Origin of the sequence: Celerinatantimonas yamalensis (assembly GCF_046054155.1) — a bacterium.
GTDB lineage: Bacteria > Pseudomonadota > Gammaproteobacteria > Enterobacterales > Celerinatantimonadaceae > Celerinatantimonas > Celerinatantimonas yamalensis.
In genome coordinates, this window is the sequence record NZ_JBEQCT010000005.1 from 252,638 (window position 1) to 277,168 (window position 24,531).

Sequence of the window (24,531 nt, forward strand, 5' to 3'; positions counted from 1 at the left end):
ATAATGGTTGAACATACTATTTACCAGAGTGATAGCGAAGTTGCTTGAGGTTGAAGCCCAGTGGTAAATCGGTTAGCAATTGCATTAATTTGGCGGTGAGCTTGGCATCATCTTGGTGAGCGAGCACTTTGTCAACGCGCGTATTTTCCCCTTTAGCGCATTGTAGCAATGCGTTTAATGAGCCATATTGTCCAATCAGCTGAGCGGCTGTTTTCGCACCGATCCCAGGGACACCTTTGAGATTGACACTACTACTGCCAGTTAAAGCCCAATAATCAACTAGTTGCCTGCAATTGACTTGATAACGTTGCAAGACGCTATCAGGGGTTATCAATACTTTATTAAAATAATTATAAATGGTGAGCTGCGATTCACCAAGTAATTGCCAAAAACCATGATCAGTGGAAACAATAACGGTTGGTAAGTGGTGCTCTGTTGCTTTACTGGCAATAGTTGCGATCAAATCGTCGGCTTGAATGGCTGGATTTAACAGTGAATCAATTCCTTGAGTTAATAATGAGTCTTGAATTGTTGCCAGTCCATCAGCAAGATAGGTTGGCATAGGTTGACGATTGGCTTTGTAGTCACTGTAGAGTGTGTTACGCCAATCGGGTCCAGCCTGGTCAAATACGGCCACAATATGACTCGGTATAAAGCGCTTTATAAGCTTTTCAATTGCACTGAGGGTGCTGCTCAATGTGGCTTGAAAACGTGCTTCTGGTTGTTGGTGTTGTTTTTGTGATATTGCATCGAAGCGCCGGATCAAATTTAGCGCATCGATGATCAGTAGTTGATTAGCTGTCACTAGGTTGACCACTAATTACACGATAACAAGGTTCATAATGGCTACCCGGCAGTTTCATTCGATGTTGAGCGATAAAGTCTTCAAGCAAAGCATCAAGCAGCTGGGTGATATGGGAATCACCATGAATTAAAAACGGTCCGTGTTCTTCAATCGATTTTATTCCTTCATCTTTAACATTCCCAGCAACAATGGCTGAAAAGGCACGACGTAGATTTGCCGCAAGCAATTGTGGCGGCTGATTGGAATGCAAATTTAACTGGCTAACATTCTCATGCGTGGGTAAAAAAGGTTGTTGGAACAAAGGGTCAATCTGCAAACTCCAGTTAAATGAGTAAGCATCGCCCATAGCTCGGCGATAATCCTTCACTTTCGGCATGGCCTGTTTGATGATGCGAGCAACAGCACTCGCATCATCAATAATAATCTGATAGTGCTTGCGTGCTGTATCCCCGAGTGTTGCGGCGACAAACTGATCAATGGAGCGAAAGTAGTTTTCGCTACTTTTGGGTCCTGTTAGAATAATCGGAATGGGTTGACGCGTATTCACTGGGGTCATCATTACCCCTAGCAAGTAAAGTAGCTCTTCAGCTGTTCCCGCTCCGCCTGGAAAAATTACAATAGCATGCCCTAGACGCACAAATGCTTCGAGACGTTTTTCAATATCAGGCAAAATAACCAGTTCATTGACAATCGAGTTGGGGGGTTCAGCCGCGATAATGCTGGGCTCCGTTAAACCGATGTAACGACGATGATCAAAGCGTTGTTTGGCATGTCCAACTGTTGCGCCCTTCATCGGTCCTTCCATTGAGCCAGGCCCACAACCGGTACAGATGTTGAGCTCACGTAATCCGAGTTCTGAGCCAACTAGGTGGGTGTAATCATATTCTTCTTCACTAATTGAATGTCCGCCCCAACAGACCACTAGATTAGGATCCGCAGCTGAGTTAATTGTGCGAGCATTGCGTAAGATAGAAAAGATTAAATTGGTAATATGTGCTTGGCTGGTTGGATCAAAATAACTTTCTTGTTCTAATTGGCTGGAGACATAGAGAATATCACGTAATACGCTGAACAAATGTTCTTGAATACCGCGAATAATTTCACCATCGACAAAAGCCTCTTCAGGCGGATTGAGCAGTTCGAGTTTGACACCTCGTTCGCGACTTAACAGATTAATATCAAAGGTTTCACATCGATTTAAAATGTCACGACTGGAATCTGTTTGCGCTCCGGAATTGAGTACAGCAAGGCTGCAATTACGATATAACTGATAAAGTTCACTGGATGCAGTTCGAGTCAGTTGGCTGACTTCCAATTGGGAGAGTAAATTCATACTACCAACTGGATTAACATAGGTAATCATAACAACTCCGATTTAGCTCAATGCGTTGTACTGTTCAATCAACAGATTTTTTTCAAAGAATAATATTGGTGAGGTTTGGTTGTTTATTTTTTGCTTCATATAAGGCTTGGTCAGCTCGCTCAAACGCATCAAGTAACCGATCACTATCGCGAAATAATGTGGCTCCGATGGATGCGGTAATACTGACTTGCTGCTGTTTAAATCGAAAAGGTAGACTGCTAACATGATCTCGAATATGATCAAGCGGTAATAGCAGATCGTCCGCATTTATATTAGGCATCAGAATTACAAATTCTTCACCACCAAAACGGGCGAGAAAATCAGTATCGCGCAGTGAACTTTGCAATGCTCGAGCTATAACTTTAAGGGCTTTATCACCAGCAAGATAACCAAATTGTTGATTGATCGTGCGAAAATGATCAAGGTCGATAATGGCGATCCCTAAATCATACCCATAACGCCGCCAGCGTTTATACTCTAATTCCATCCGCTCATCTAATGCACAGCGATTATAGATTTGTGTCAGAGTATCAATAAAAAGTTGATGCTTTTGAGTGCTGACGTATTGCTCTTGCTGTTCAGATTGTTTGCGAACTTGTTCAAGTTGGCTTTCGAGATCATTTAAACGGTTAGTTAAATCTCCAATTTCCGTTTCTAACTGTTCATTATCTTTAAATAGAAGACCTAGCTGTACCATCCGTTGTTGAAGTAGCTTTTTCGCATGGTCAAGATCAGCGACGGTTTTAATCTCAACCCCTAAATTGACCACTTGGCGCTTTAATGACTTATGCTGGGTGGCGTAACGTTGCTGGATTAACTTGGCTGCTTCAACACTTAAATCAAATTGTTTATCCATCTGGCGCAAATCGGCATTGAGTGAAACCAGATACTCTTGAGTGACTTTGCGCTCTTCTCGAAGCCCATCTAGCATTAATTGAATCACCCGTTGACAGATACTGGGGATAAGTTCAGGAGCAATGCCGTCTAATAATTGACTCCTAATCTGGTTAAGTTCTTCGTTTGTTTTGGTTTGAAAGTCTAGCTCACTAATCATTCGCTGCAGTTCATCACAAATACGTTGATGTTGCTGTGTATCAAGAAGGCTGCGTTTAGGCGTGTGCTCAGGGGCGCTATCTTTAATGGTAAAACCGCCAGGTTTGTTGGCGACCGCCTGATGGTAAAACTCTAAAATTTCTGTGAGTCGGTCTAAATTTTCTTGATAACTATAGGGAATGGGTTGTTGTTTAAAATTCTTTAATTGTTGGCGTAGCTTTGGCGGCAATCCATTGACTTGACCTAATTGCTCTCCACTGTATTGGATCACCGATTGTAAGCGCAATAAATTGGTCTCATGACTACGATAATGTTGGTTCACTAGTCTAGATACCTGTTCAATCTGAGGTTGCAGCTGCGTGAGTGCAATCCCTTTGTCAAGTTGTCGACGCAGCTCTGCTAGACGGTTATCAAGCGCACGATCAACACCTCGACACATTAAGCACATATGGTTGATTAACTGATAGACACTCTGATAGTCGGGTACAGCTGAGGTCGATTTCGATCGCCCAGTTGAGGCTGAATCACTTCGACCTAACTGTTGTTGTACTTGCTCTAGTTGTTTGAGGACAGAATTGACATCATTCATAGGGTGTGCCGAGTGCCTCGCTTAATGATTTTTCGAGTATAGGAGCATACCATGAGGTCTAGGAGAGGAAAACAATTCATCTAACTAGAACGCGTGGATATATATGAATGTAGTTCATTGAGCTACATTCATTAATGTTTGGCTGATGTAGGTATGACTGAACTGATGATAGCTTTGTTGTCGGTCGATGAGACAACTTTCACCAAACCTTTATGGACTGCATCTTGAATATCCTGATTGATCTGTTCTGATTGAAAAAATGCAGCGGGCGAGCAAGACAACGCGCGTAACACCACCCATTGATGCAGCTTGCTATTAGCGGTCTGTGCAATCGCCATTTCAAGTGCCATATGTGCAATCTCCACGAGTCCTGAATCGCTGATAGCATCGGGTGATCGATTCAAAAAAGGGCTTAAACAGCAACCGATCGCGACTCGATATGGGAGTTGGCGAGTGTGGATAAACTGACTGACAATATCTAATAGTTGTTCGCATAGTTGCTCGGGTTCTTGCGCATCATAAGGGGTGATAAATAGATAACTCGTGCCACCTAAATGGCAAGCCAGATAGCGTTCCCCTAAGTGGTGATAGATATGATGGGCAAACGATGTTTCTAGCTGCTTGCGCTGTGCAAAGCCACTGTGTTGGTTTTGAAACATTTCACCGCACAGTCGCATCATTACAATCACATGACTAGAACTTGGAGATAAGCCGTTGTTCATTGGATAATGACCGAGTCGTCGCAACTGTTTAAGAGGTCGGTCAGCCGTTTCTAATGATGGCCAACCAGTCCGCGGGTTGTAATAGAGTCGGTCTATTAATTCTCGTCGCTGGGCGTAATTTTGTCGTAAACGCAATTTCGCTGTGAGCCAGAATATAAATAACACTAAGCACAAAACGATTAAAATGATAATAAGAAGACGCCGATCATTACTTTGCTGTTGTAGCCGCTGATTGGCTTGGAGTAGCTGGTTTACCTGTTGTTGTTGCTCAATAAACTGATAGTGATTGGCAAATTGTGTTTGGCTTATATGACGCTGCAACTGCTGATAATTTTGCATCAAATGATGGTAGAGCTTGTAGTGAATGAGTGCTTGCTCATACGCCCCACTTTGCTGATAGGCAATTGCCAATAGGTGTTCGATTTTATCTGCGTTAGTGCTTGAGGGAAGTTGCGTCGTGAGCTGTTCAGCTTTAGTTAATTGTAAAATCGCGAGCGCAGGCTCTTGGTTAGCAATATGAATTTCACTTAATAGAATCAGTGTTTTCACCAACCAGAGCGGCGCTATCGGGTTTTGAAAATAATGACGAGCGATATTTAGATGTTCTAATGCTTGTGTACTATTTTGATTAAGTAAATAGGTTTGCCCTAACCAAAAATCGATTTTGGCAACAAGGCGCCAACTCTGGCTTTGTCGCGCAATATCTTGAGCATTTAAATAATGCACCAGCGCTAAATCATAATTATGCATTTGTTGATAAATAAGAGCTATGTCAGCCACACTCCGAGCGATAAGCGCGGTATTTCCTAATTGCTCAGCAGCACCGATGGCATTTTGCTGGTAATGAATGGCCTTTGACCATTGAGGCTGCTGCTGATAAATCTGACTTAAATAATGATGTAAATGATTACGTAAAAAGCTTGCTGCCGGGCTTTGGGATGAAGCATAGCGAATCGCTTGTGTATAGTGTGTGAGTGCCTGTTCAAGTTGACCACTGTGTTGATAATAAAGCCCTAACCAAGTTTGCGCCCACCCTAATAAAATAGGATGGTGACTTTGCTTTGCTAACGATAATGCTTGATTAAATAAATTCTGAGCAATCACTTGGTGTTGCTGCTGAAGCTGTAAACGGGCGTCAGTTAGGATCATTTCAAAGTGGATTAATAAAGGAAGGGCTGTCAGTTGGCTGATAGCTTGCTGCGCTTTGACAAAAGCGATGCGAGCTTGATCGACTTGTGAATTAACCAATAATAGTTGGGTTTGAATGAGATAAGAACGCGCGCTAAGCTGCGGCGAATTTCCTTTTTGCTGGGTGATCGCCTCATGAATATGGGCCAATGCTCGGATAGGACTCCCGTTTAAGTTAGCGCATAAGGCCATCAGCTGATACATCACTATTGATGAGGAATCGCTCGATTGTTGGGTGACTTGGGATTGGCTTGATAGTGCGCTGAGGCGGTGGTTTAATTGCTGTTCACATTGCCCAGGATTTTGCAGCATTAATTGCTGATAGTTGCTTAAACTATTGGGTAAAGGTAGTACTCCAATGCCATAAGCTTGACAGGGAATGGCAACCAAATACTGAGCTAACAGTAAGAGGCCCCATCCTAACTTAACGTAATTGATGACCTTATTATTCATGCGTTATTGGCGGATGAGTCGGTGATGGCTGGTGTGCAGTTCGAAGTTACTACGAAACGGATTAATATCTAATCCGCCCCGACGGGTATAACGAGCTGAAACCGATAAGGTCTTAGGCTGACAATACTTCATAATATCGACAAAGATACGTTCGACGCATTGCTCATGAAACTCATTATGACGGCGAAATGAGATAATATATCGTAACAGTGCCTCATGATCGATTTGCGGGCCTTGATAGCGAATAGTTACGCTGCCCCAGTCAGGTTGGCTGGTCACCAAGCAATTTGATTTAAGTAAGTTGCTCGAAAGCGTTTCGTTTATCACCGCGCCAGTTGCTGCATTTTTTAGCAGTTCGGGATCAAATTCATAACGTTCAACACAGATATCTAAATCGTCAATTAATTGCCCTTCAGGTTGTTCGATATGAACGCTGTGATTCAGTTCAAAGAGTACAACGCTGACATCGCCTTGCACACACTGAATAAGATCTCGAGTGATGGTTTCTTGAACGCTCGACCAATTGTCGAACTGTGTCTGGTTAAAACTATTGAGATAGAGTTTAAATGACTTTGATTCAACCAAATTGACAGAAGCGACAGCAATTCTGACTTCACCAATGGCGACCACCGGTTTGCCTTTGCGATTAAGCCACGATAATTCATAGAGTGTCCAGCGATCATAACCATCAAAAGGAAGTTGGCCCGTAAGCTCAAGCTGGTCGCGATTGAGTTGTCTAGGTACGCCTTGCAGTAACTTAGCACTATAGTGCTCTATATAACGGCTATGTTGCCCCAATTGTAACTTTGAAAGTTCGGGTGCATTTTGATAATCAGATGATTCGGCCATAGTATTTGTCACTTGTCTACGATAGGCTTAAGTGTAACTGAATCAACGACGAAACTCATCTATGACAGACGTGCTTATTTATCAGCAGACAAGCAGCGCATTTGATCAATTGATTAAGCGTATTATTGAACATTGGCAAGACACTCGTTTTCCTCAGCAACCCTATGATCCACAATGGGTATCTCCCTGCCAAAAAGAGATTGATGAGAATGGCTTAGTCGCTTGGCAACCTGAATTACGAGAACATCCCTTAGATTTATCCGCGACCGAAGATGCGCTCGATCTGTGTTTTCATCCGAGTTTGAGTGTTTTTTATGGGCGCTACTATAGTGAAACGATAGATGTAACATTTACTAATAATCAATCTTTCGCATTTGTTCAGGTATGGAATGATGATGATGGCTTGCGCCTGCAGGAAAATATCATTGCGCATATTTTGATGCAGCGAAAGCTCAAACAAACAGAAACAGTCTTTATTGCCACGACAGAAGATGATTTCAAAGTAGTGAGTATGATTAATCACAGCGGCGAGATTGTGTTAGAAACGCTGGGTAAAGATCAACGCCAACATTTGAGTGATAATTTGGCCGAATTTTTGTCGCAGCTACAACCAGCTTAGTGGATATATCACAGTATTCAAAGCCACATATCCATTAAGCGCCCAGTGATGATGGGGAGTGTGGTGGTTACTTAAAATCCCAAGAGAGGTTTGAGACTAACAAACAGTTGTCGCAGCGAAAATCAAATAGATCATGCAACGGTTCATCTAAGTGCCAAGGGCCGCCACAGACAGGACAAAGACGCTGCTGTTCACTTTCAAGCGAAATACCGCCTACGCGATAGAGATACAGATATGTCGGCTTTTGGGTAAGGTAGTTGATGCGTCTCGCTAAGTCCCATCCGCGTTGAAATAGTCGGGTACCAGGCTCGGCTATTTCCTTAACGGCGGGGGCTTCTAGAATAGAGCCATTCATTTGTAATTGATCGCAGGCTCCCCAGTCCTCTTGCCATTTTATAATTTGGTTCTGATCGCCATTGGCAACAGGAGGAATGTGATACAACGGGACTGGTAAAAATCGCTCCATAGAACGTAAAGGCGAGCAACTATGGATGAAGCTAGTATAGAGAATGTAGGCATTTACTGGCTCACCGTTTTCACTGGTATCGGAAAAAAGTTCACGTCCAAGCTCTTTAATTTTGGGGCGTAAAATATTGGCCTCAGCGAGCTGTTCCATGGCGTGACGAACCTGTGGCGAGTGGAATTGCGAATGCAGTGATTCATTCTCTGGGGTGATGACATGGCTAATAAATGTTCCTTCAGCGAATGAGCAGGGAAATTCACGACCTAGAATTTGACCGTTATAGCGCAAGGCATCAAGCACTGCCATGATTGCTTGTTGAGCCGCGCTAATTGTGGTGTTATCGAAACATTCAAACGTTAATTGTTGTTGATACATGTCGATGCGTCAGATTTGTTGAGTTGATGAAGTTTTGCTTCCAGCTGATTGAGCCGCTGCATTAAGTGTTGCTGCGTGTTCTCTAATTGCTGAATTCGCTCTTGCAGTGAGTTTTCTTTATTGTTATTGCTCACCGGCGTGTCAGTTCCTTTTGGGAATTCAGCATCAGGGACATGCTGATAGCTTTTTAGCGCTTGGATTAACATCGGCAGTGGGTAAGATCGCGCAAGTCTTGCTTTAACGAGCGCAAGCGTTGGTTTCTTACCTTGCTGGTGGAGATGTTGGATGACCTGATAAATGAGTGTTAAATCGCTCATGTTTCCTCGTTAGGTGGCCCAATAACTGGGCGTGAATCAGCGATTGGCGCGTAATTAGTTAAAGATGGATCAGGATAAGGTTGAAGCTCAAAGCGATAGCACCGAGCCCCGATCAACAGTCTACCGCTAAAGCGTCGATTTGGCACATTCGTAAATTCAAACTGATATTGCCCAAACCATCGTGGCTTCTGATGGCGTTGATACCCCCATCCGGCATAATGGATATCTAATACTTGCAGCTCTAGCTGTTGGCAATGGCGATAAATTAATCCTCGCGCTTGTTCAGCTTGTTGGCGATGGCGCCAAAACAACCCCCCAATCAGGCATAATAAGAGTAATCCCCAGGTACTAACCATTGGTCTGTTGAATCAATTGACCAATAGCCGCAGCTAAGGTGTCAGAACGGTCAGGATCGCGCAAACGCATCAATACTTCATCACGCAGAGTAGGAATGGCGACTAAATCGGCGAACAGCTGGTTAAATAAAGATGCGTCAGCCAGCTTTGCCAGTTGTTCAAAAAATAGTTTGTTGAGTGTCGGATTGACTAAATCAAGCCAAAGCCTTGCGGCTATCGCAATAAATTGCTGTGGATCTTGAGCTTGTTGCAGTTGTGCCTGTAACGCTTTTTGGCGCAGTACGCTAAATGGACTGGACGCCATGGCTCGCAAGACAAGATTACTGAGCTGAGGGTGTGTTGCTAGCCATTGCTGATGCAATTCGACAAGCTTATGGGTTAAACGTTGATCCAACGGCTGATGTTCAAGTAGTTGCGCAAGATGAACCCACAGCGTTTCATTAATATGTGCCAATGCTTGGCTAAGTCGCAAGCTGTTTTGTTCTCTATCAAGCCTTGCTACAACGTCTGCTAGCCCTTGTAGTCCCACCGATGCCCAGTTTTCCCAGCCAATCTGGCCGCTGAGATAAGCTTGAGCATGTTCATAATACTTTGATGCGGGTAGTTCCAGATCCACTTTTAGGCGGGCATTAAAATAGGCTTGTTTTTCATCGTTTGGACGAAAAATACAAGGGTGACTTGCGAGCGCTTTGGAATGTGCTTCATCCGGTGTTTGACGAAGATCGTCGCCAAGTGTAGAAATGACCAGACGTAAAAATTGGTCACGGGCTGCAAGTTTTATAAAACCTAATTCATCTACTGGGAACTGCAAAAACCAGATGTACGGTTGTTCAGGCGTTTGCAACGACCAAAAACACAAAGCAAATCGAGCCTGTCCAGCAATTGGTGCAGGGTAGGGACGTGCGGCGGTTTCCATGGCATAAAATGACTGGGTATCAATGACACTGATACGTCGACCCATGTCATAAACTTTAAACTGGCTACCGGCAAGGGTAAGAATTTCACTTAATGTGGCAAGAGCTTTCATGAATAACCGAATGCGTAAGTATGAAAAAATTATGGCTATGCTAGCGTAACTTATCGTTGAGCAGGCACTTTATGCCAATTATAGAGATTAAATCTAACTTTGAATATAGAAAGGCTATGAAATCACCACGCCTTTATCTATCTGAAACTTGAGTCTACAGTAAAGTTCGCTATAGTAGCCATTTTTCAGCCTAGTTGCGGCTAGCAACGGAGACTTGGAATGCCATCACATTCATATTTGCGCCGACAATTGCAACGACTAGAGCAATCGTTGAGAGAGGCAAATCTTTGGCAAGCTTCACCACCTAGCTTGGAAGCTCTGACAAGCCAGCAGCCCTTTGCTGTGGATACTTTGCATCTTGAGCAGTGGTTACAGTTCATTTTTATTCCCCGGATGTCTGCACTGCTTGATGCCAAAGCGGCGTTGCCCCAATCGCTGGCAATTACCCCTTATGCGCAAGAAGCGTTCAAAAACTATCCGGCGACGGTCAATACGGTGCTCTGTTTACTAAAAGAACTTGATGAATATTTTCAATAAGTTGAACCAATTAGCGCTTTTTGAGCCGTTATTGATCTGTACAAGATAATCGCTGGTGGCGGACTATCCGCTACTGGGCTGATGCAAATGGTTCATAACCAGCTCAGGCTATATGTCGATCTTAGTCATTAATGAGATAAACCAACCTCAGCATTCTTTTTATGGCGCCATCATCAGTGGTTGCAGCCTTAATGAGGTACCTGTTTGTTACGGGCAAGTTGAAAAATAGCATGAAGCCATGGTGCGTGGATTCATTTGGAACGGATTAGTTATCCGGCTATCCGTTACTTACTGAGCCAGCGTTAGACATCTAGAAATGTAAAGCGATATGTGATTTGCAAAATTTGTGGGGCTAATTTTTGGCCCTAGATCGATGTTGAATAGCTGTTGCCACGGAGCGTTATCCAAGTTGCCGCTATTACCGGTTAGAATACTCCTAAATAAACAGTAAGCAGCCACTTCATATTATCGGTGATATGACTAGCTGTGAGCATCATCATCAAATTTCTGTCAACGGGGCGGTGTGGATACCAACTAAATGCTTGTGTCTCTGTCACCGGAACAGCAGTGATATTTGAGTGGGACTCATTTTGAGCGCCAACCATGATTAGGTGGCCGACTGTTTAGTGGTTATGGAGTATTACTGCTGGATTTGTCGTCAACCACTATCGTTGGGTCGGTATACTGCGGGCTAAATCATAGCGTTTTAGCCCCGCATAGTCAGAAAATGGCAGAGCAACGAGTTATAGTTTGTCTAAGTCTCGTTCGATCTCAGCAATTTTATTAGTAACGACTTTTTCTAAATGGCGAAGTTCGTTGAGAATCTTCTCTTTCGTATTTTGCTCACCATGATCTTTTTTGGCGAGTTGGTCGAGTTCCTCAACAAGATATCGCAGTTCAGGGCTTATTTCTGATATTTCCTTGTATTCTCCTTTCCCGCCGTTAATCAGAACGGTTTTATGCTGGCGTGGGAATTTAAATTTGACACTTTTCGCAAAAAAGTCGCCTTTCTCTTTGTAATAATAGATTTTTAAGATATCCGCAACGGCTTCCTGACGAAGGGAATAGCGTTCAATGCTCTCAGGGTGATTTACACCAATTGATTTAAGATTCTCATACATAACCCACTCCTTATTATATCTATTCAAAGGGTACAATCATCGTGCTTGGGCTAAGTTACACGAGATAACAAAACAGCGATAGTGTTTTCATTTTAGGGCATGTTGATGTTTTAGGGTTAAATTTTGCATACAAGAAGGAGATGATTGAACGTGAATTGCGATCGACTGCATGAGATTTTAAATCAATGTGTCCATCCATCATTTTTCGTCAAGGTATCAGCGCATATTGGCTCGTATTACCATGACGACCTATTAGATCAGTGAATGGCTAGGATTGTGTCATCACAGACCTTGTGGCCCGTGATGACTGTGTGAAGAAAGACTAGTTGTGTGCGTGCAGTTCACTATTGAGAACCACAGCGCTCTTATTGGTTAAGCATTCAATGGCACCCGATTGGCTATTCCGTCGAAATAACAGATCCGATTGCCCTGCGAGTTCACGAGCTTTGGCTGTGCCTACAGATTGTTTGGCATCATCGAGCAACGTCACTTTGGTACCCGCGGTAATATAAAGTCCTGACTCAATGGTGCAGCGATCGCCCAATGGGATACCCGTACCCGCATTAGCGCCTATCAAGCAGTTTTCACCAATTGAAATAATGACTTTGCCACCACCGCTTAATGTTCCCATTGTTGAGCAGCCGCCACCTAAATCAGAATTATTGCCGACAATGACGCCAGATGAAATGCGTCCTTCAACCATACTAACGCCCAGTGTGCCAGCGTTAAAGTTGCAAAATCCCTCATGCATGACGGTGGTGCCTTCACCTAAGTAAGCGCCTAAACGTACGCGCGATGTGGCTGCTATACGCACGCCTTTAGGGACCACGTAATCAGTCATTTTAGGGAATTTATCAATAGCTCGAATATTGAGCACTTCGCCACTTAAGCGGGCTTTAAGCTGATAATCGGCGACTTCGGCAGGGTCGATGGCCCCTTTATTAGTCCAAGCGACATTCGGGAGAACCGCAAAAATTCCTGTTAAGTTTGTGCTATGTGGCTTGACTAAGCGATGCGACAATAAATGAAGCTTCAAATATGCTTCTGGTGTACTTTGTGGCGCTAAATCGTTTTCAAGTACTGTCAGAACAACGGCTTTATCGGCGGCTTTTCGGTTCGCAAATTGCTGGGCCAGTGGCTTCCAAGTGCTGTCTTGAGGGGCTTGGTCTGCCATCGCATGTAATTGATTGTCGCTAAGTTCTAAGACTTGATTACCACCAGTATAACCTGCTGCGTTCAGTAGTTCTTGAATAGTCGATAATTCGACATTGATCTGCGGTACTGGATAAAAGACTTCTAACCATTGGTTTTGGCTATTTTTACTACCGATACCAAGGCCAAGGCTAAAAAGAGATGTACTCATCAAATACTCCATAGTCATGGTTTAATGGGTTTGCGCATGCACTTCTTGATCTAAGCGCTGCTCAAGCATAATTTTTAATTGTTGTTGTTCATGGTCATCTAACCGAGTACGATCTTCTCTGGATATAATAAAGAAGTCCTCGGCGCGCTCGCCAATGGTGGTGATTTTAGACCCTTGAATGATATAGTTCAGCGATTGCAATACCGCGCCTACGCTAGCTAACAAGCCGGGTCTGTCTAACGTCACAAGTTCCATTAATGTCCGATTACCACGGGTTGGTAAAAAGTCAACTTGGGTGGCCACTTTAAACTGGCGCACTTGGCGTGATAAGGGACGATGTTCTAGCGTTGCGGGGCGGCCAAAATGAAGCATCGTCATCAGGCTATCTTTAATCAATGATTGACGTTCTGGTGAAATAGGCTGTCCGTCAGGGTCGAGTACAATAAAAGTATCCAAAACATAACCATCGCGGCTCGACATGATCTGAGCGTCATGAATGTTGAGATTTTTCTGCTCCATCTCATTGGCTACCGAAGCAAACAGATGGGGGATATCTTTGCTATAGATAAAAATTTCTGTGCCGCCACGACTGGCGCGGCGGCTGATTAAGATCAATGGCTGAGCGTTGCTGTGGCCCCAGAGATACTCACTGTGCCAAGCGATCTGCTCTGGTGTATGGCGTAAAAAGTAATCGACTCGAAAACGTTGCCAGATGGTTTGCACTTGCAGCCCCGAGAAGCCTCGTTCAAGTAATAAATCCAAGGCATTGTGTTGTTTTTCTCGTACTAATCCGCGCAGGTCTACTGGGTTTTCTAAACCAAGACGCAATGCTTTTAAAGTCGATTGATAAAGTTCACGCATGAGTGTGCCTTTCCAGCTATTCCAAACGTCATCATTAGTGGCACAGATATCAGCGACGGTGAGACAAAACAGCATGTCGAGATGACGCTTATCGCGAACTAATTTGGCAAACTCAGTAATCACATCTGGGTCATAGATATCGCGTCGCTGCGCAGTAACCGACATGGATAGATGATGTTCAACTAACCAAGCTACTGTGCGGGCTGATGGTCGGCTAAAATTATGTCGTAGACAAAAATTTTCAGCTTCAATAGCGCCCAACTTAGAATGATCCCCCTTACGACCTTTAGCGATATCATGAAACAATGCGGCAAGCACCAGTAGATCGGGGCGTTCTAAACGCTCGTAGATCTCGCTGGCAAGCGGGTAATGCTGGCGTGATTCGCTTTGTGGGTATTCATTAATATGCTTAATCAGGCGATGCGTATGTTCATCAACCGTATAGGCGTGAAACAGATCAAACTGCATTTGTCCGACAATCTGGCTCCATGCCTGAAAATAGGCGGCAAGTACGCCATAACGATGCATTAATGTGATTGGTAATCCGGTGATCCGAGGGTGCTTAACAAGTTTGCGAAATTTTTGCCGACATAGTGGTGAATCTTCAAGGAACGTGGTTTGGCGACGCCGCGCTTCACGCAACTGGCGCAACGTTGATGAATAAACACCAGTAATTTGCTCATGTTCAGCAATCAGCAAAAACATATCTAAGATCTGTTCAGGCTGGCGAACAAAAAGGTCGCACGAAATAGTGTCAATTAAGGTACCACGAATAATAAAATCCGCGTTAAGCGGGCGTACATCCATGGCTGTATTGCCTAAGATCGCCTCATTGAAAAGCTGTAAGAGCATTTCGTTGAGTTCGCTCACTCGTCGAATTGTCTGGAAAAACTCTTTCATTAATTGTTCGACAGGTTCATTGCGCTGACCTTTATAACCCATGGTTTGCGCGACGGACAACTGCCGATCAAATAATAACCGGTTATCGGCCTTGATTAATTGTAAATGAAGTGCAAAACGTACGCGCCAAAGGAAATCTCGGCAATTTTCTAACTCTCTATATTCGGCGAGGGTTAAAAAACCATGTTCGGCCAAAGCGGCCAGATCACTCGAGCCAAAATGTTTGCCAGCAACCCAGGCAATGGTTTGAATGTCTCGCAATCCGCCAGGGTTGGCCTTGAGATCGGGCTCAAGTGAGTAGGCTGAATCTTTATAATGACGATGGCGATTTTGTTGTTCGGCTTGTTTAGCACGGAAAAAATCAGCAATAGGCCAAAATAACTCACTATTGACCTGTTCATTAAGCCTTTGATACAAAAAATGATTACCGCTAATTAGTCTTGATTCGATCAAGTTTGTCGCGATGGTAATATCTTGTTTACCGAGTTCAAGGCATTCACTGAGCGTTCGAACACTTTGCCCAACATCTAATTTGATATCCCACAAAAATGTAATGAAATCAGATAACTGTTGCTGGATTTCAGCATGCAATGTCGATGGGACTAAAATTAGAATATCAATATCTGATTTCGGATGCAGTTCACCGCGTCCGTATCCACCGACGGCAATCAGGCTGATATCTTGATATTGATGCAACTGAAAATGTTGCCATAGCTGCTGTAGAAGTTGATCGATTTGTTGGGCTTTTTTTTGCACCAACTGGGTTACAGGCACATGCTCATGAAATTGCTGTTGTAACCAGTTATGCTGTGCTTTTAGAAAGGCTTTACAACTACTGACCCCAATCAATTGTGGTAGTTGTGGAGCAACATCGACGGAACTACTTAACATTGGCAACACTCAATGATCTAATACGTAATGACTTAACTATGACTGATTTTACGTGGAAAGTCTTCATCACTGCGTAGCGTTAATACTTCAACACCATCGTCGGTGACTAGTAGCGTATGTTCCCACTGTGCTGAAGGTTGGCCATCGCGAGTTGTTGCTGTCCAACCATCTTTTTTATTGACTTTGCACTTGTACGTACCCGCATTGAGCATCGGTTCAATGGTAAATGTCATACCCGCTTGCAGCTCCATTCCGGTGCCAGGTAGACCATAGTGCAAAATTTGCGGTTCCTCATGAAAGCCCTCGCCAATTCCATGGCCACAAAAATCGCGAACAACCGAAAACCCCTGCGGCTCAGCGATTTGTTGGCAAGCTGCCCCAATATCACCGAGGCGTATTCCTGGGCGAACCAATTTAATGGCAGCATAAAGCGCATCTTGAGCCGCTTGGCATAACTTACGCTTGAGTGGGGTGGTATTACCGACGATAAACATTGCAGAACTATCCCCATGAACACCATCTTTAATGATTGTCACATCAATATTGAGAATATCCCCTTCACGAAGTTTTTTATGCGACGGAATACCATGACAAACCACTTCATTTAAGGAGATACATACAGACTTCGGATAGCCATGATAATTTAAGGGGGCAGGGATCGCTTGTTGCACATCCACCGTATAGTTGTGACAGAGCTGGTTGAGTTCATCAGTCGTTACCCCTTTTTGCACGTAAGGGGCGATCATTTCGAGCTGCTCTGCGGCAAGTCGGCCCGCGACTCGCATTTTCTCGATTTGCTCGGGAGTTTTAATTAAATTTGTCATTCCTTTTTGTACCACATAAACCTGAAATAATTGAATATCAACGCTGTTGATATGATGATTGAGCCAGTTTAACCGATGCGACAATTAAGTTATAGGGTTGTTGTATCGGTTATGCTGAAAGATTCAAAATTAGACGTGATATTATGATGTATTTAATACGATTTATAATCGATGTTGCCATAGAGTGCGTTTTAAATGAGCGCTAGTACTATGTTACCCATTGATTTGGGTTGCATTGGTGGCCCCAGAGCCGTTGACCCCACATAATTGAGATTGACCGAGCAGCGATTATTGGTGGATTTTCACTTTATCAAAGTAACAGAATATGGTATAAAACGCGCCGGGAAAGCATGGCTTGGCTGTCAATTCATGCGAAGACCCGAAACTATGTGTTTTTTAACTGATAACACACACACATCAACACCTGTGCCGGGGTGCTGCTTGGATTAAGCAGTCGGTTTAGCAGGGATGTGTGGAGGCCTAACCCCATAGAGGATAGAAAAATCATGGCAAAAGTATCAATGCGCGATATGTTGCAAGCTGGTGTTCACTTCGGTCACCAGACTCGTTATTGGAATCCAAAAATGAAACCATTCATCTTTGGTGCACGTAATAAAGTACATATCATCAACTTGGAAAAAACCCTGCCGTTATTTAATGATGCAATGGCTGTTTTAAACAACCTAGCGTCTAAAAAAGGCAAAATTCTGTTTGTCGGAACTAAACGTGCTGCGAGTGGTGCTGTGAAAGATGCAGCAGTTCGTTGTGACCAATTCTACGTTAACCATCGTTGGTTAGGTGGGATGTTGACTAACTGGAAAACAGTTCGTCAGTCAATCAAACGTCTTAAAGAGTTAGAAGCTCAAAGCCAAGATGGTACATTCGACAAACTGACCAAGAAAGAGGCGTTAACGCGCACTCGTGAACTGGAAAAACTAGAAAAAAGCTTGGGTGGTATCAAAGATATGGGTGGTTTGCCTGACGCATTATTTGTCGTCGATGCAGAGCACGAAAGTATCGCTATCCGTGAAGCGAATAACCTAGGTATTCCAGTTATTTCAATCGTTGATACAAACTCAGATCCAGATGGTATTACTTATATCATCCCTGGTAACGATGACGCGATTCGTGCTGTGAAATTGTACTTGGAAGCTGCAGCTGATGCAGTTCTGACTGGTCGTCAGGCTGATCTAGTCGTGCAGGCTGAAGAAGATGGTTTCGTCGAAGAAACTGTGGAGTAATAAGGAAGTTTAACCCCTTATTAACCAAACCCAACTTGTTGGTTAACAGGGGCCTAATTGGCCCCTGTGTTTTATCCGAAACGACAGAGGATTTAACAAATGGCAATTACTGCTGCTTTGGTAAAAGAACTGCGCGAACGTACTGCTGCAGGGATGATGGATTGTAAAAAAGCGCTGGTTGAAACTGATGGAGACATCGAACTGGCGATTGAAAATATGCGTAAATCAGGTCAAGCAAAAGCGGCTAAAAAAGCTGGTCGAGTTGCTGCTGAAGGCGCAATTTTTGCAAAAGTTGAAAACGGTGTGGGTACACTGGTTGAATTCAACTGTGAGACCGATTTTGTAGCACGCGATAAAAGCTTCGTTGCTCTTGGCCAAGAAATTGTTGCCGCTGCGCATGAAGCAAAACTTAACGATGTGAATGCATTATTGGAATCTGTGTTAGCGAGTGGTGAAACAGTTGAAACTACGCGTGCTAACTTGGTTGTTAAAATCGGTGAAAACATGACAGTTCGCCGTGTTGTAACAGTTGAAGGCGACAACTTGGGTGCTTATGTCCATGGTGGTCGTATTGGCGTTATCACTGTCCTTAAAGGTGGTGATGAAGAGCTGGCTAAAGATCTGGCAATGCATGTTGCCGCAGCGAGCCCTCAGTTCGTCAAACCTGAACAAGTCCCTGCTGAAGTTGTTGAGAAAGAAAAAGAAATTCAGATTGAAATTGCAATGAACAGCGGTAAACCTGCTGACATCGCTGAAAAAATGGTTGCTGGACGGATGAAGAAATTCACCGGTGAAATCAGCTTGACTGGGCAGCCTTTTGTGAAAGATCCTACTCAAAATGTCAGTGATTTGCTGAAAGCAAAAAGTGCTGATGTTGAAACCTTTATCCGTCTTGAAGTCGGTGAAGGTATTGAGAAAAAAGAAGAAGATTTTGCCGCTGAAGTTGCCGCTCAGATTGCAGCAGCTAAGCAGTAAATTTACTTTGAGTACCGGGTTGTAGCAGCTTTGTTGCTACAACCTTTTTTAAATTCCCCCATGAGAAAAGAGATACATAAGCCATGAGTATCAACCCAAAACCCGTATATCGACGCATTCTATTAAAACTTTCTGGTGAAGCCCTAATGGGTGATGAGGGGTTTGGTATTGATCCTTCCGTACTTGGACGGATGGCTTTAGAAATTAAAGAATTGGTTGAACTAGGTGTTCAGGTTGGTTTAGTGATAGGGGGCGGCAACTTGTTCCGCGGAGAAGGATTAGCTAAAGCGGGGATGAATCGAGTTGTTGGTGATCACATGGGGATGCTGGCAACGGTGATGAATGGCTTAGCAATGCGTGATGCTTTGCATCGAGCATTTGTTAATGCGCGTTTGATGTCAGCGATTGAACTCACTGGTGTATGTGATTCCTATAACTGGGCTGAGGCAATTAGTAACTTAAAAAGTGGTCGGGTTGTGATATTGTCTGCAGGAACAGGGAATCCATTTTTTACCACTGATTCAGCTGCTTGCTTGCGCGGTATTGAGATTGAAGCTGATGTTGTGCTAAAAGGGACTAAAGTTGACGGCGTCTATAATGATGATCCGGTCAAAAATCCTGAAGCGACCTTATATTCAGAACTATCATATACTGAAGTTTTGGATCAAGAACTTAAAGTGATGGATCTTGCAGCATTTACACTGGCGCGAGATCATGGTTTACCGATCCGGGTATTTAATATGAATAAGCCGGGTGCTCTTAAACGTGTTGTCATGGGGCAATCAGAAGGTACTGTCATCCATAAAATGGCCGATTCGCTTGGCGAGGAAAAATAACGTGATTAAAGATATTCAACAAGATGCGGCTCAACGCATGGAAAAAAGTATCGAGGCGCTGCGTAGTCAAATGGCTAAAATCCGCACAGGCCGGGCTCATCCTAGCTTACTCGATAGTATTATGGTGCCCTATTATGGAACCGATACACCGCTGAATCAGGTTGCCAACGTTGGAACTGAAGATTCGCGGACATTAACTGTGACTGTTTATGATCGTTCTGCGATTCAAGCTGTTGAAAAAGCGATTATGACCTCTGATTTAGGTTTGAATCCATCTTCTGCTGGCGCAGTAATCCGTATTCCATTGCCTGCTTTAACCGAAGAACGTCGTAAAGATCTGATCAAGTTAGTTCGAGCTGAAGCAGAGCAGGGCAAAGTGGCGATTCGTAATATTCGTCGTGATGCTAATGCGAGTGTTAAGAATTTACTAAAAGATAAAGCGATTAGCGAAGACGAAGACCGTCAAAGTCAAGATGCTGTACAAAAGTTGACTGATAAGTTCGTGGAAAAAGTTGATGAGTTTTTGGCAAATAAAGAAAAAGAGTTGATGGAAATATAAGCTTTTTTGCTAATGCCGCGTATCACGCGCGGCTTTTTTATTTATGGGGTACGCTTTATGGGCGCATGCGAGTCAGCCAACCACGTATCTGGAGCTCTTCCTCGTCATGTTGCGATTATCATGGATGGTAACGGCCGTTGGGCAAAACAACGGGGTCGAATCCGTGTATTAGGTCATCATGCTGGTGCTAAAGCGGTCCGCAAAGTGGTAAAAAATGCGGCAAAACTTGGTATCGAGCAACTTACATTATTTGCATTTAGTAGTGAAAATTGGCGCCGACCTGCAGAAGAAGTCAGTCAGTTAATGAAATTGTTTATGACTCTTCTTCAGCGAGAGGTCAAAATGTTGAATAAGCATAATATTAAGTTGCGGATCATCGGCAATCGGGGGGGCTTTACCCAATCGTTGCAGCAAAAGATTGCGAATGCTGAAGCGCTGACGGCGAATAATTCAGGATTATCATTGAATATTGCTGCTAACTATGGCGGGCGATGGGATATTACCCAACAGATTCGTTATTTTGCTGATAAAATCAGCCGTCAAGAGTTGACCGTAGAGCAAGTTGATGAAGCGATGATCAATAATGCGTTAAGCGATCATTCTGTCGGTGATGTTGATCTGATGATCCGTACCGGAGGTGAACATCGAATCAGCAATTTTTTGATTTGGCAGTTAGCCTATGCAGAATTGTATTTTACTAACCAGCTATGGCCTGATTTTGATGAGCAAGATTTTAGCGATGCTTTGGCATCATATGTTCAACGAGAACGCCGTTTTGGTTGTACCTCTGAGCAGATTCAGCAGATTATTCAGGCTGAATAACTCACAGGAACGGGGACTGATTTGTTAAGGCAACGGATTATCACGGCGTTATTATTAGCGCCTCTTGCAATTATTAGTATTTTCTTCTTACCGATGAAAGGATTGGCATTCATCTTAACTGCAATTGTCTTCATTGCCTGTTATGAATGGTCAGGATTCATTAGTTCTCACCGAAAAGCTCGCTTGGCGCTGAGCTCATCGCTCGGTTTTTTGTGGCTGCTTAGTTTCTGTGTATTCCCTCTTAATTCATTAGTACATGATGATGTGCTCTACTGGCTTTTTAATAGCGCTGCCTTCTTTTGGGTTGTTGCTTTGTTGTTGGTTTTAAGCTATCCGGTCAGTGCCCTGCTTTGGCGTCGTAGCCGTCTGCTAAAATGGATGGCAGGGGTGCTCGCATTGTTACCTTTTGGGTGGTCTATTTTAACACTACGCGGTGTTAATGAACTCCATCCTTGGGTCGGTGCAGGTTGGGTACTTTATGCCTTGCTGCTCGTTTGGTCAGCAGATAGTGGCGCTTACTTTGCTGGGCGCCGATTTGGTCGCAATAAACTGGCTGTGCGCGTGAGCCCTAAGAAAACAGTCGAAGGACTATTAGGTGGGTTAGTGGCCGCCATGTTGGTTTGCCTATTGCTCTTGGGGTTGATCCCCGCTGTTAGAGGGAATGCTTGGGTGATAGTCGGGGCGTCGTTACTCACAGCTTTAGCCTCTGTACTCGGTGACCTATTTGAGAGTATGCTCAAACGAGAAGCTGGAATTAAAGATAGTGGAGCATTGTTACCCGGTCACGGTGGCATTCTTGATCGCATTGATAGTTTAACTGCAGCACTTCCTGTCTTTACCCTCTGTTATTTATTGTGGATGTTTGTATGACTCCCCGTCAATTAGTGATCCTCGGTGCAACTGGTTCTATTGGTCGTAGTACCCTTAAAGTTGTTGCGCAAAATCCGCAGTTGTTTCAAATCCATGCCTTGACTGGGCATCGTAATGTGGCGCGGATGAGTGATTTAATTACGCGCTTTAAACCGCATTATGTGGTGATGTCGGATGAAATGGCTGCCAATGAACTTCGTGAGCAATGCGCCCATCAATGCGAAGTTTATGCAGGAGCTCAAGCGCTAGTTGATGCGAGCTGTGATTCTCAGGCTGATATGGTTATGGCTGCTATAGTTGGCGGGGCAGGCTTAAGCCCCACCTTAGCGGCTGTACGCGCAGGTAAAACGGTATTGCTAGCCAATAAAGAAGCGCTTGTTATGACAGGACTGTTATTAATGCAAGAAGCGCAAAAAAGTGGCGCGCAGATTTTACCGGTTGATAGTGAACACAATGCCATGTTTCAGTGTTTACCTGAAGTGGTGCAACAGCAACTTGGATTTTGTGATTTAGCCGCATCAGGGGTCAGCAAACTCTTGCTGACGGGCTCAGGAGGCCCCTTTCGAGACTATCCACTGGAGAGCCTGCGTGATGTGACCGTGGCGCAAGCAATCGCTCACCCCAATTGGTCGATGGGGGCTAAAATCTCGGTTGACTCAGCTACAATGATGAATAAAGGCCTTGAGTATATCGAAGCCAAACGACTTTTCCATACCAATCGCGACCAACTTGAGGTTATCATTCATCCTCAGTCGGTGATTCACTCAATGGTTCAATACCGAGATGGATCGGTGTTGGCACAACTGGGAGAACCCGATATGGCGACGCCTATTGCTTGTGCAATGGCTTATCCACAAAGAATTTCTTCAGGCGTGGAACCTCTGGACTTTTTAGCACTCAAAGAACTAACTTTTGCCGCACCTGATTATCAGCGCTACCCTTGTTTGGCGTTGGCAATTGATGCTTGTTATCAAAGCCAATTTGCGACAACTGCTTTAAATGCCGCTAATGAAATAGCTGTTGAGGCATTTTTAAACCAGCAGATCCGTTTTACTGATATTGCTCGTGTGGTTGAGTTTTGTTTGACTGCAATGAACGAGCAGCATCGATCATTGGATCTTGAAGAGTTACTCGCACTTGATGAACAAATCCGTCAAGATGCACACCAGTTTGTCCGGGATAGGTGCTAATGCAAAGTTTTATTTGGAACGCGTTTTTCTTCATTGTTGCTTTGGGACTTCTGGTCGCGATCCATGAATTTGGTCATTTTTGGGTTGCTCGCCGTTGTGGTGTTAGAGTTGAACGCTTTTCCATCGGTTTTGGCAAAAAGCTTTGGTCATGGGTCGGTCATGATGGCACTGAATATGTGTTGGCACTGATCCCTCTGGGGGGGTATGTTAAAATGCTTGATGAACGGGTTGAGCCCGTTCCAGCTGAATTAAAGCATTTAGCTTTTAATACTCAGCCTTTGTGGCAGCGTGCTTTGATCGTGGCGGCTGGTCCAATAGCTAACTTTTTGTTAGCTATTGTCGCATTTTGGCTCATGCTGATGGTTGGCATCCCTGGTGTAAAACCTATTCTTGGGGATATCCCAGCAGGTACTGTTGCTGCTCAATCAGGACTTCGTTCAGGCCAGCAAGTGATTGCGGTAAATGATCGGCCAGTGTCAGATTGGCATGCAGTGATGTTATCCTTGATATCGCAAGTCGGTGATTCAGCTGTCAGCGTCAAGGTAAAAACGTCAAATGGAGACATTCAAACACATACCTTAGATTTGTCGAATTGGCGCATTGGCAAAGAATCAGTCAATAGCAATCCACTTAAAAATATAGGGGTGGTTCAGTATCAGCCGAAGATACACTTACAAGTTGCGCAAACGGTTGCCAATAGCCCCGCCGCTAACAGTGGTCTACAAAAAGGTGATAAATTGATTGCTGTGAACCAAATCAAGCTAACAAGTTGGCAACAATTTACTGCACTTGTTCGTCATCATGCCGGCTCAGCTATTGAATTGACAATTGAGCGTGACGGCCTGCGACATTATATTAAAGTTGTTCCAGAAAAACGCCAGCATAATGGACAGGTGTATGGTTTTATGGGGGTTGCTCCTGAAGTTGAAGCATTTCCAGATGATTATTTGATTACCATGCAGTATGGGCCACTAGAGGCGCTGGTGAAGGGGACGGAGCGTACTTGGCAGATGACGCGAGTGACGCTTGATATGCTAGGCAAACTTGTGTCTGGTAAAGTTTCAGTTGAAAATTTGAGCGGACCAATTTCGATTGCAAAAGGAGCTGGCCAATCTGCTCACTATGGATTTATTTATTTTCTTGGCTTTTTAGCATTAGTCAGTGTTAACTTAGGCATCTTAAATTTAGTACCATTACCTATTTTAGATGGCGGGCATCTATTATTTTTTGCAATTGAAGCGGTTACTGGGCGGCCTGTCTCAGAACGTATCTTGGATGTTGGGATGCGAATTGGGGCATCGGTACTAGTGATTGTGATGATGTTTGCTCTGTTTAATGATTTAATGCGCTTATAATTAGGAC

General features: G+C 43.9%; 23 protein-coding genes. 10 read left to right on the top strand and 13 right to left on the bottom strand.

Annotated features, from left to right (window positions below; all coding sequences use genetic code 11):
* Positions 1-16 precede the first annotated feature (16 nt).
* The 5 genes from ABUE30_RS12325 to queF all read right to left on the bottom strand — a co-directional run bounded on the left by ABUE30_RS12325 (position 17) and on the right by queF (position 7,022).
* Positions 17-805, bottom strand: coding sequence for a 5'-3' exonuclease H3TH domain-containing protein (locus tag ABUE30_RS12325; RefSeq protein ID WP_408624083.1), 789 nt, complete (start codon positions 803-805; stop codon positions 17-19).
* Complete coding sequence (gene ppnN, locus ABUE30_RS12330; RefSeq protein ID WP_408624084.1) at positions 795-2,168, bottom strand: nucleotide 5'-monophosphate nucleosidase PpnN; 1,374 nt, start codon at positions 2,166-2,168, stop codon at positions 795-797. Before ppnN ends, ABUE30_RS12325 begins: the two co-directional genes overlap by 11 nt.
* 52 nt (positions 2,169-2,220) lie before the next feature.
* Positions 2,221-3,810, bottom strand: coding sequence for a diguanylate cyclase (locus ABUE30_RS12335; RefSeq protein WP_408624085.1), 1,590 nt, complete (start codon positions 3,808-3,810; stop codon positions 2,221-2,223).
* Between the two features lie 131 nt (positions 3,811-3,941).
* The gene (locus tag ABUE30_RS12340; protein ID WP_408624086.1) at positions 3,942-6,173 is read right to left on the bottom strand and encodes a tetratricopeptide repeat protein; all 2,232 of its coding nucleotides are present in this window, start codon (positions 6,171-6,173) and stop codon (positions 3,942-3,944) included.
* 3 nt (positions 6,174-6,176) lie between these two features.
* Complete coding sequence (queF, locus tag ABUE30_RS12345) at positions 6,177-7,022, bottom strand: NADPH-dependent 7-cyano-7-deazaguanine reductase QueF (protein ID WP_408624087.1); 846 nt, start codon at positions 7,020-7,022, stop codon at positions 6,177-6,179.
* Between the two features lie 61 nt (positions 7,023-7,083).
* Here queF and syd point away from each other — a divergent pair, with 61 nt between their 5' ends.
* A complete protein-coding gene (syd, locus tag ABUE30_RS12350) occupies positions 7,084-7,641 on the top strand; it encodes a SecY-interacting protein (RefSeq protein WP_408624088.1) in 558 nt (185 codons plus the stop codon).
* Positions 7,642-7,708: 67 nt separating this feature from the next.
* Here syd and ABUE30_RS12355 read toward each other — a convergent pair whose 3' ends face one another.
* Genes ABUE30_RS12355 through ABUE30_RS12370 form a run of 4 tightly spaced genes read right to left on the bottom strand, consistent with a single transcriptional unit; the run spans position 7,709 to position 10,179 of the window.
* The gene (locus ABUE30_RS12355; RefSeq protein ID WP_408624089.1) at positions 7,709-8,479 is read right to left on the bottom strand and encodes a Zn-ribbon-containing protein; all 771 of its coding nucleotides are present in this window, start codon (positions 8,477-8,479) and stop codon (positions 7,709-7,711) included.
* Positions 8,461-8,796, bottom strand: coding sequence for a hypothetical protein (locus ABUE30_RS12360; protein WP_408624090.1), 336 nt, complete (start codon positions 8,794-8,796; stop codon positions 8,461-8,463). The genes ABUE30_RS12355 and ABUE30_RS12360 overlap by 19 nt, the downstream gene beginning before the upstream one ends.
* On the bottom strand, positions 8,793-9,152 hold the full coding sequence (locus ABUE30_RS12365; protein ID WP_408624091.1) for a DUF3301 domain-containing protein: 360 nt from the start codon (positions 9,150-9,152) through the stop codon (positions 8,793-8,795). The genes ABUE30_RS12360 and ABUE30_RS12365 overlap by 4 nt, the downstream gene beginning before the upstream one ends.
* On the bottom strand, positions 9,145-10,179 hold the full coding sequence (locus ABUE30_RS12370; protein WP_408624092.1) for a DUF3549 family protein: 1,035 nt from the start codon (positions 10,177-10,179) through the stop codon (positions 9,145-9,147). The genes ABUE30_RS12365 and ABUE30_RS12370 overlap by 8 nt, the downstream gene beginning before the upstream one ends.
* Before the next feature lie 219 nt (positions 10,180-10,398).
* Here ABUE30_RS12370 and ABUE30_RS12375 point away from each other — a divergent pair, with 219 nt between their 5' ends.
* Complete coding sequence (locus ABUE30_RS12375) at positions 10,399-10,716, top strand: YqcC family protein (RefSeq protein WP_408624093.1); 318 nt, start codon at positions 10,399-10,401, stop codon at positions 10,714-10,716.
* A gap of 743 nt (positions 10,717-11,459) precedes the next feature.
* Here ABUE30_RS12375 and ABUE30_RS12380 read toward each other — a convergent pair.
* The 4 genes from ABUE30_RS12380 to map all read right to left on the bottom strand — a co-directional run bounded on the left by ABUE30_RS12380 (position 11,460) and on the right by map (position 16,691).
* Positions 11,460-11,837, bottom strand: coding sequence for a DUF3461 family protein (locus ABUE30_RS12380; RefSeq protein WP_408624094.1), 378 nt, complete (start codon positions 11,835-11,837; stop codon positions 11,460-11,462).
* 322 nt (positions 11,838-12,159) lie between these two features.
* The gene (gene dapD / locus ABUE30_RS12385) at positions 12,160-13,200 is read right to left on the bottom strand and encodes a 2,3,4,5-tetrahydropyridine-2,6-dicarboxylate N-succinyltransferase (protein ID WP_408624095.1); all 1,041 of its coding nucleotides are present in this window, start codon (positions 13,198-13,200) and stop codon (positions 12,160-12,162) included.
* 21 nt (positions 13,201-13,221) lie between these two features.
* Positions 13,222-15,852: a bifunctional uridylyltransferase/uridylyl-removing protein GlnD gene (gene glnD / locus ABUE30_RS12390; protein WP_408624096.1), complete on the bottom strand. Its 2,631-nt coding sequence runs from the start codon at positions 15,850-15,852 to the stop codon at positions 13,222-13,224.
* 32 nt (positions 15,853-15,884) lie between these two features.
* On the bottom strand, positions 15,885-16,691 hold the full coding sequence (gene map / locus ABUE30_RS12395) for a type I methionyl aminopeptidase (protein ID WP_408624131.1): 807 nt from the start codon (positions 16,689-16,691) through the stop codon (positions 15,885-15,887).
* 491 nt (positions 16,692-17,182) lie between these two features.
* Here map and rpsB point away from each other — a divergent pair, with 491 nt between their 5' ends.
* The 8 genes from rpsB to rseP all read left to right on the top strand — a co-directional run bounded on the left by rpsB (position 17,183) and on the right by rseP (position 24,524).
* On the top strand, positions 17,183-17,917 hold the full coding sequence (gene rpsB, locus ABUE30_RS12400) for a 30S ribosomal protein S2 (protein WP_408624097.1): 735 nt from the start codon (positions 17,183-17,185) through the stop codon (positions 17,915-17,917).
* A 99-nt stretch (positions 17,918-18,016) separates the two neighbouring features.
* Positions 18,017-18,892, top strand: a complete 876-nt coding sequence (gene tsf, locus ABUE30_RS12405; RefSeq protein ID WP_408624099.1) for a translation elongation factor Ts — start codon at positions 18,017-18,019, stop codon at positions 18,890-18,892.
* A gap of 83 nt (positions 18,893-18,975) precedes the next feature.
* A complete protein-coding gene (pyrH, locus tag ABUE30_RS12410; protein WP_408624100.1) occupies positions 18,976-19,728 on the top strand; it encodes a UMP kinase in 753 nt (250 codons plus the stop codon).
* A 37-nt stretch (positions 19,729-19,765) separates the two neighbouring features.
* Positions 19,766-20,287: a ribosome recycling factor gene (gene frr / locus ABUE30_RS12415; RefSeq protein WP_408624132.1), complete on the top strand. Its 522-nt coding sequence runs from the start codon at positions 19,766-19,768 to the stop codon at positions 20,285-20,287.
* 57 nt (positions 20,288-20,344) lie between these two features.
* Entirely contained in the window at positions 20,345-21,109 is a 765-nt protein-coding gene (locus ABUE30_RS12420; RefSeq protein ID WP_408624133.1) for an isoprenyl transferase, read from the top strand.
* 21 nt (positions 21,110-21,130) lie between these two features.
* A complete protein-coding gene (locus tag ABUE30_RS12425) occupies positions 21,131-21,979 on the top strand; it encodes a phosphatidate cytidylyltransferase (protein ID WP_408624101.1) in 849 nt (282 codons plus the stop codon).
* Complete coding sequence (gene ispC / locus ABUE30_RS12430) at positions 21,976-23,169, top strand: 1-deoxy-D-xylulose-5-phosphate reductoisomerase (RefSeq protein ID WP_408624102.1); 1,194 nt, start codon at positions 21,976-21,978, stop codon at positions 23,167-23,169. Before ABUE30_RS12425 ends, ispC begins: the two co-directional genes overlap by 4 nt.
* Positions 23,169-24,524 carry a sigma E protease regulator RseP gene (gene rseP / locus ABUE30_RS12435; RefSeq protein ID WP_408624103.1) on the top strand — a complete coding sequence of 452 codons (1,356 nt, stop codon included), beginning with the start codon at positions 23,169-23,171 and terminating at the stop codon, positions 24,522-24,524. Before ispC ends, rseP begins: the two co-directional genes overlap by 1 nt.
* The last annotated feature ends 7 nt before the right edge of the window (positions 24,525-24,531 follow it).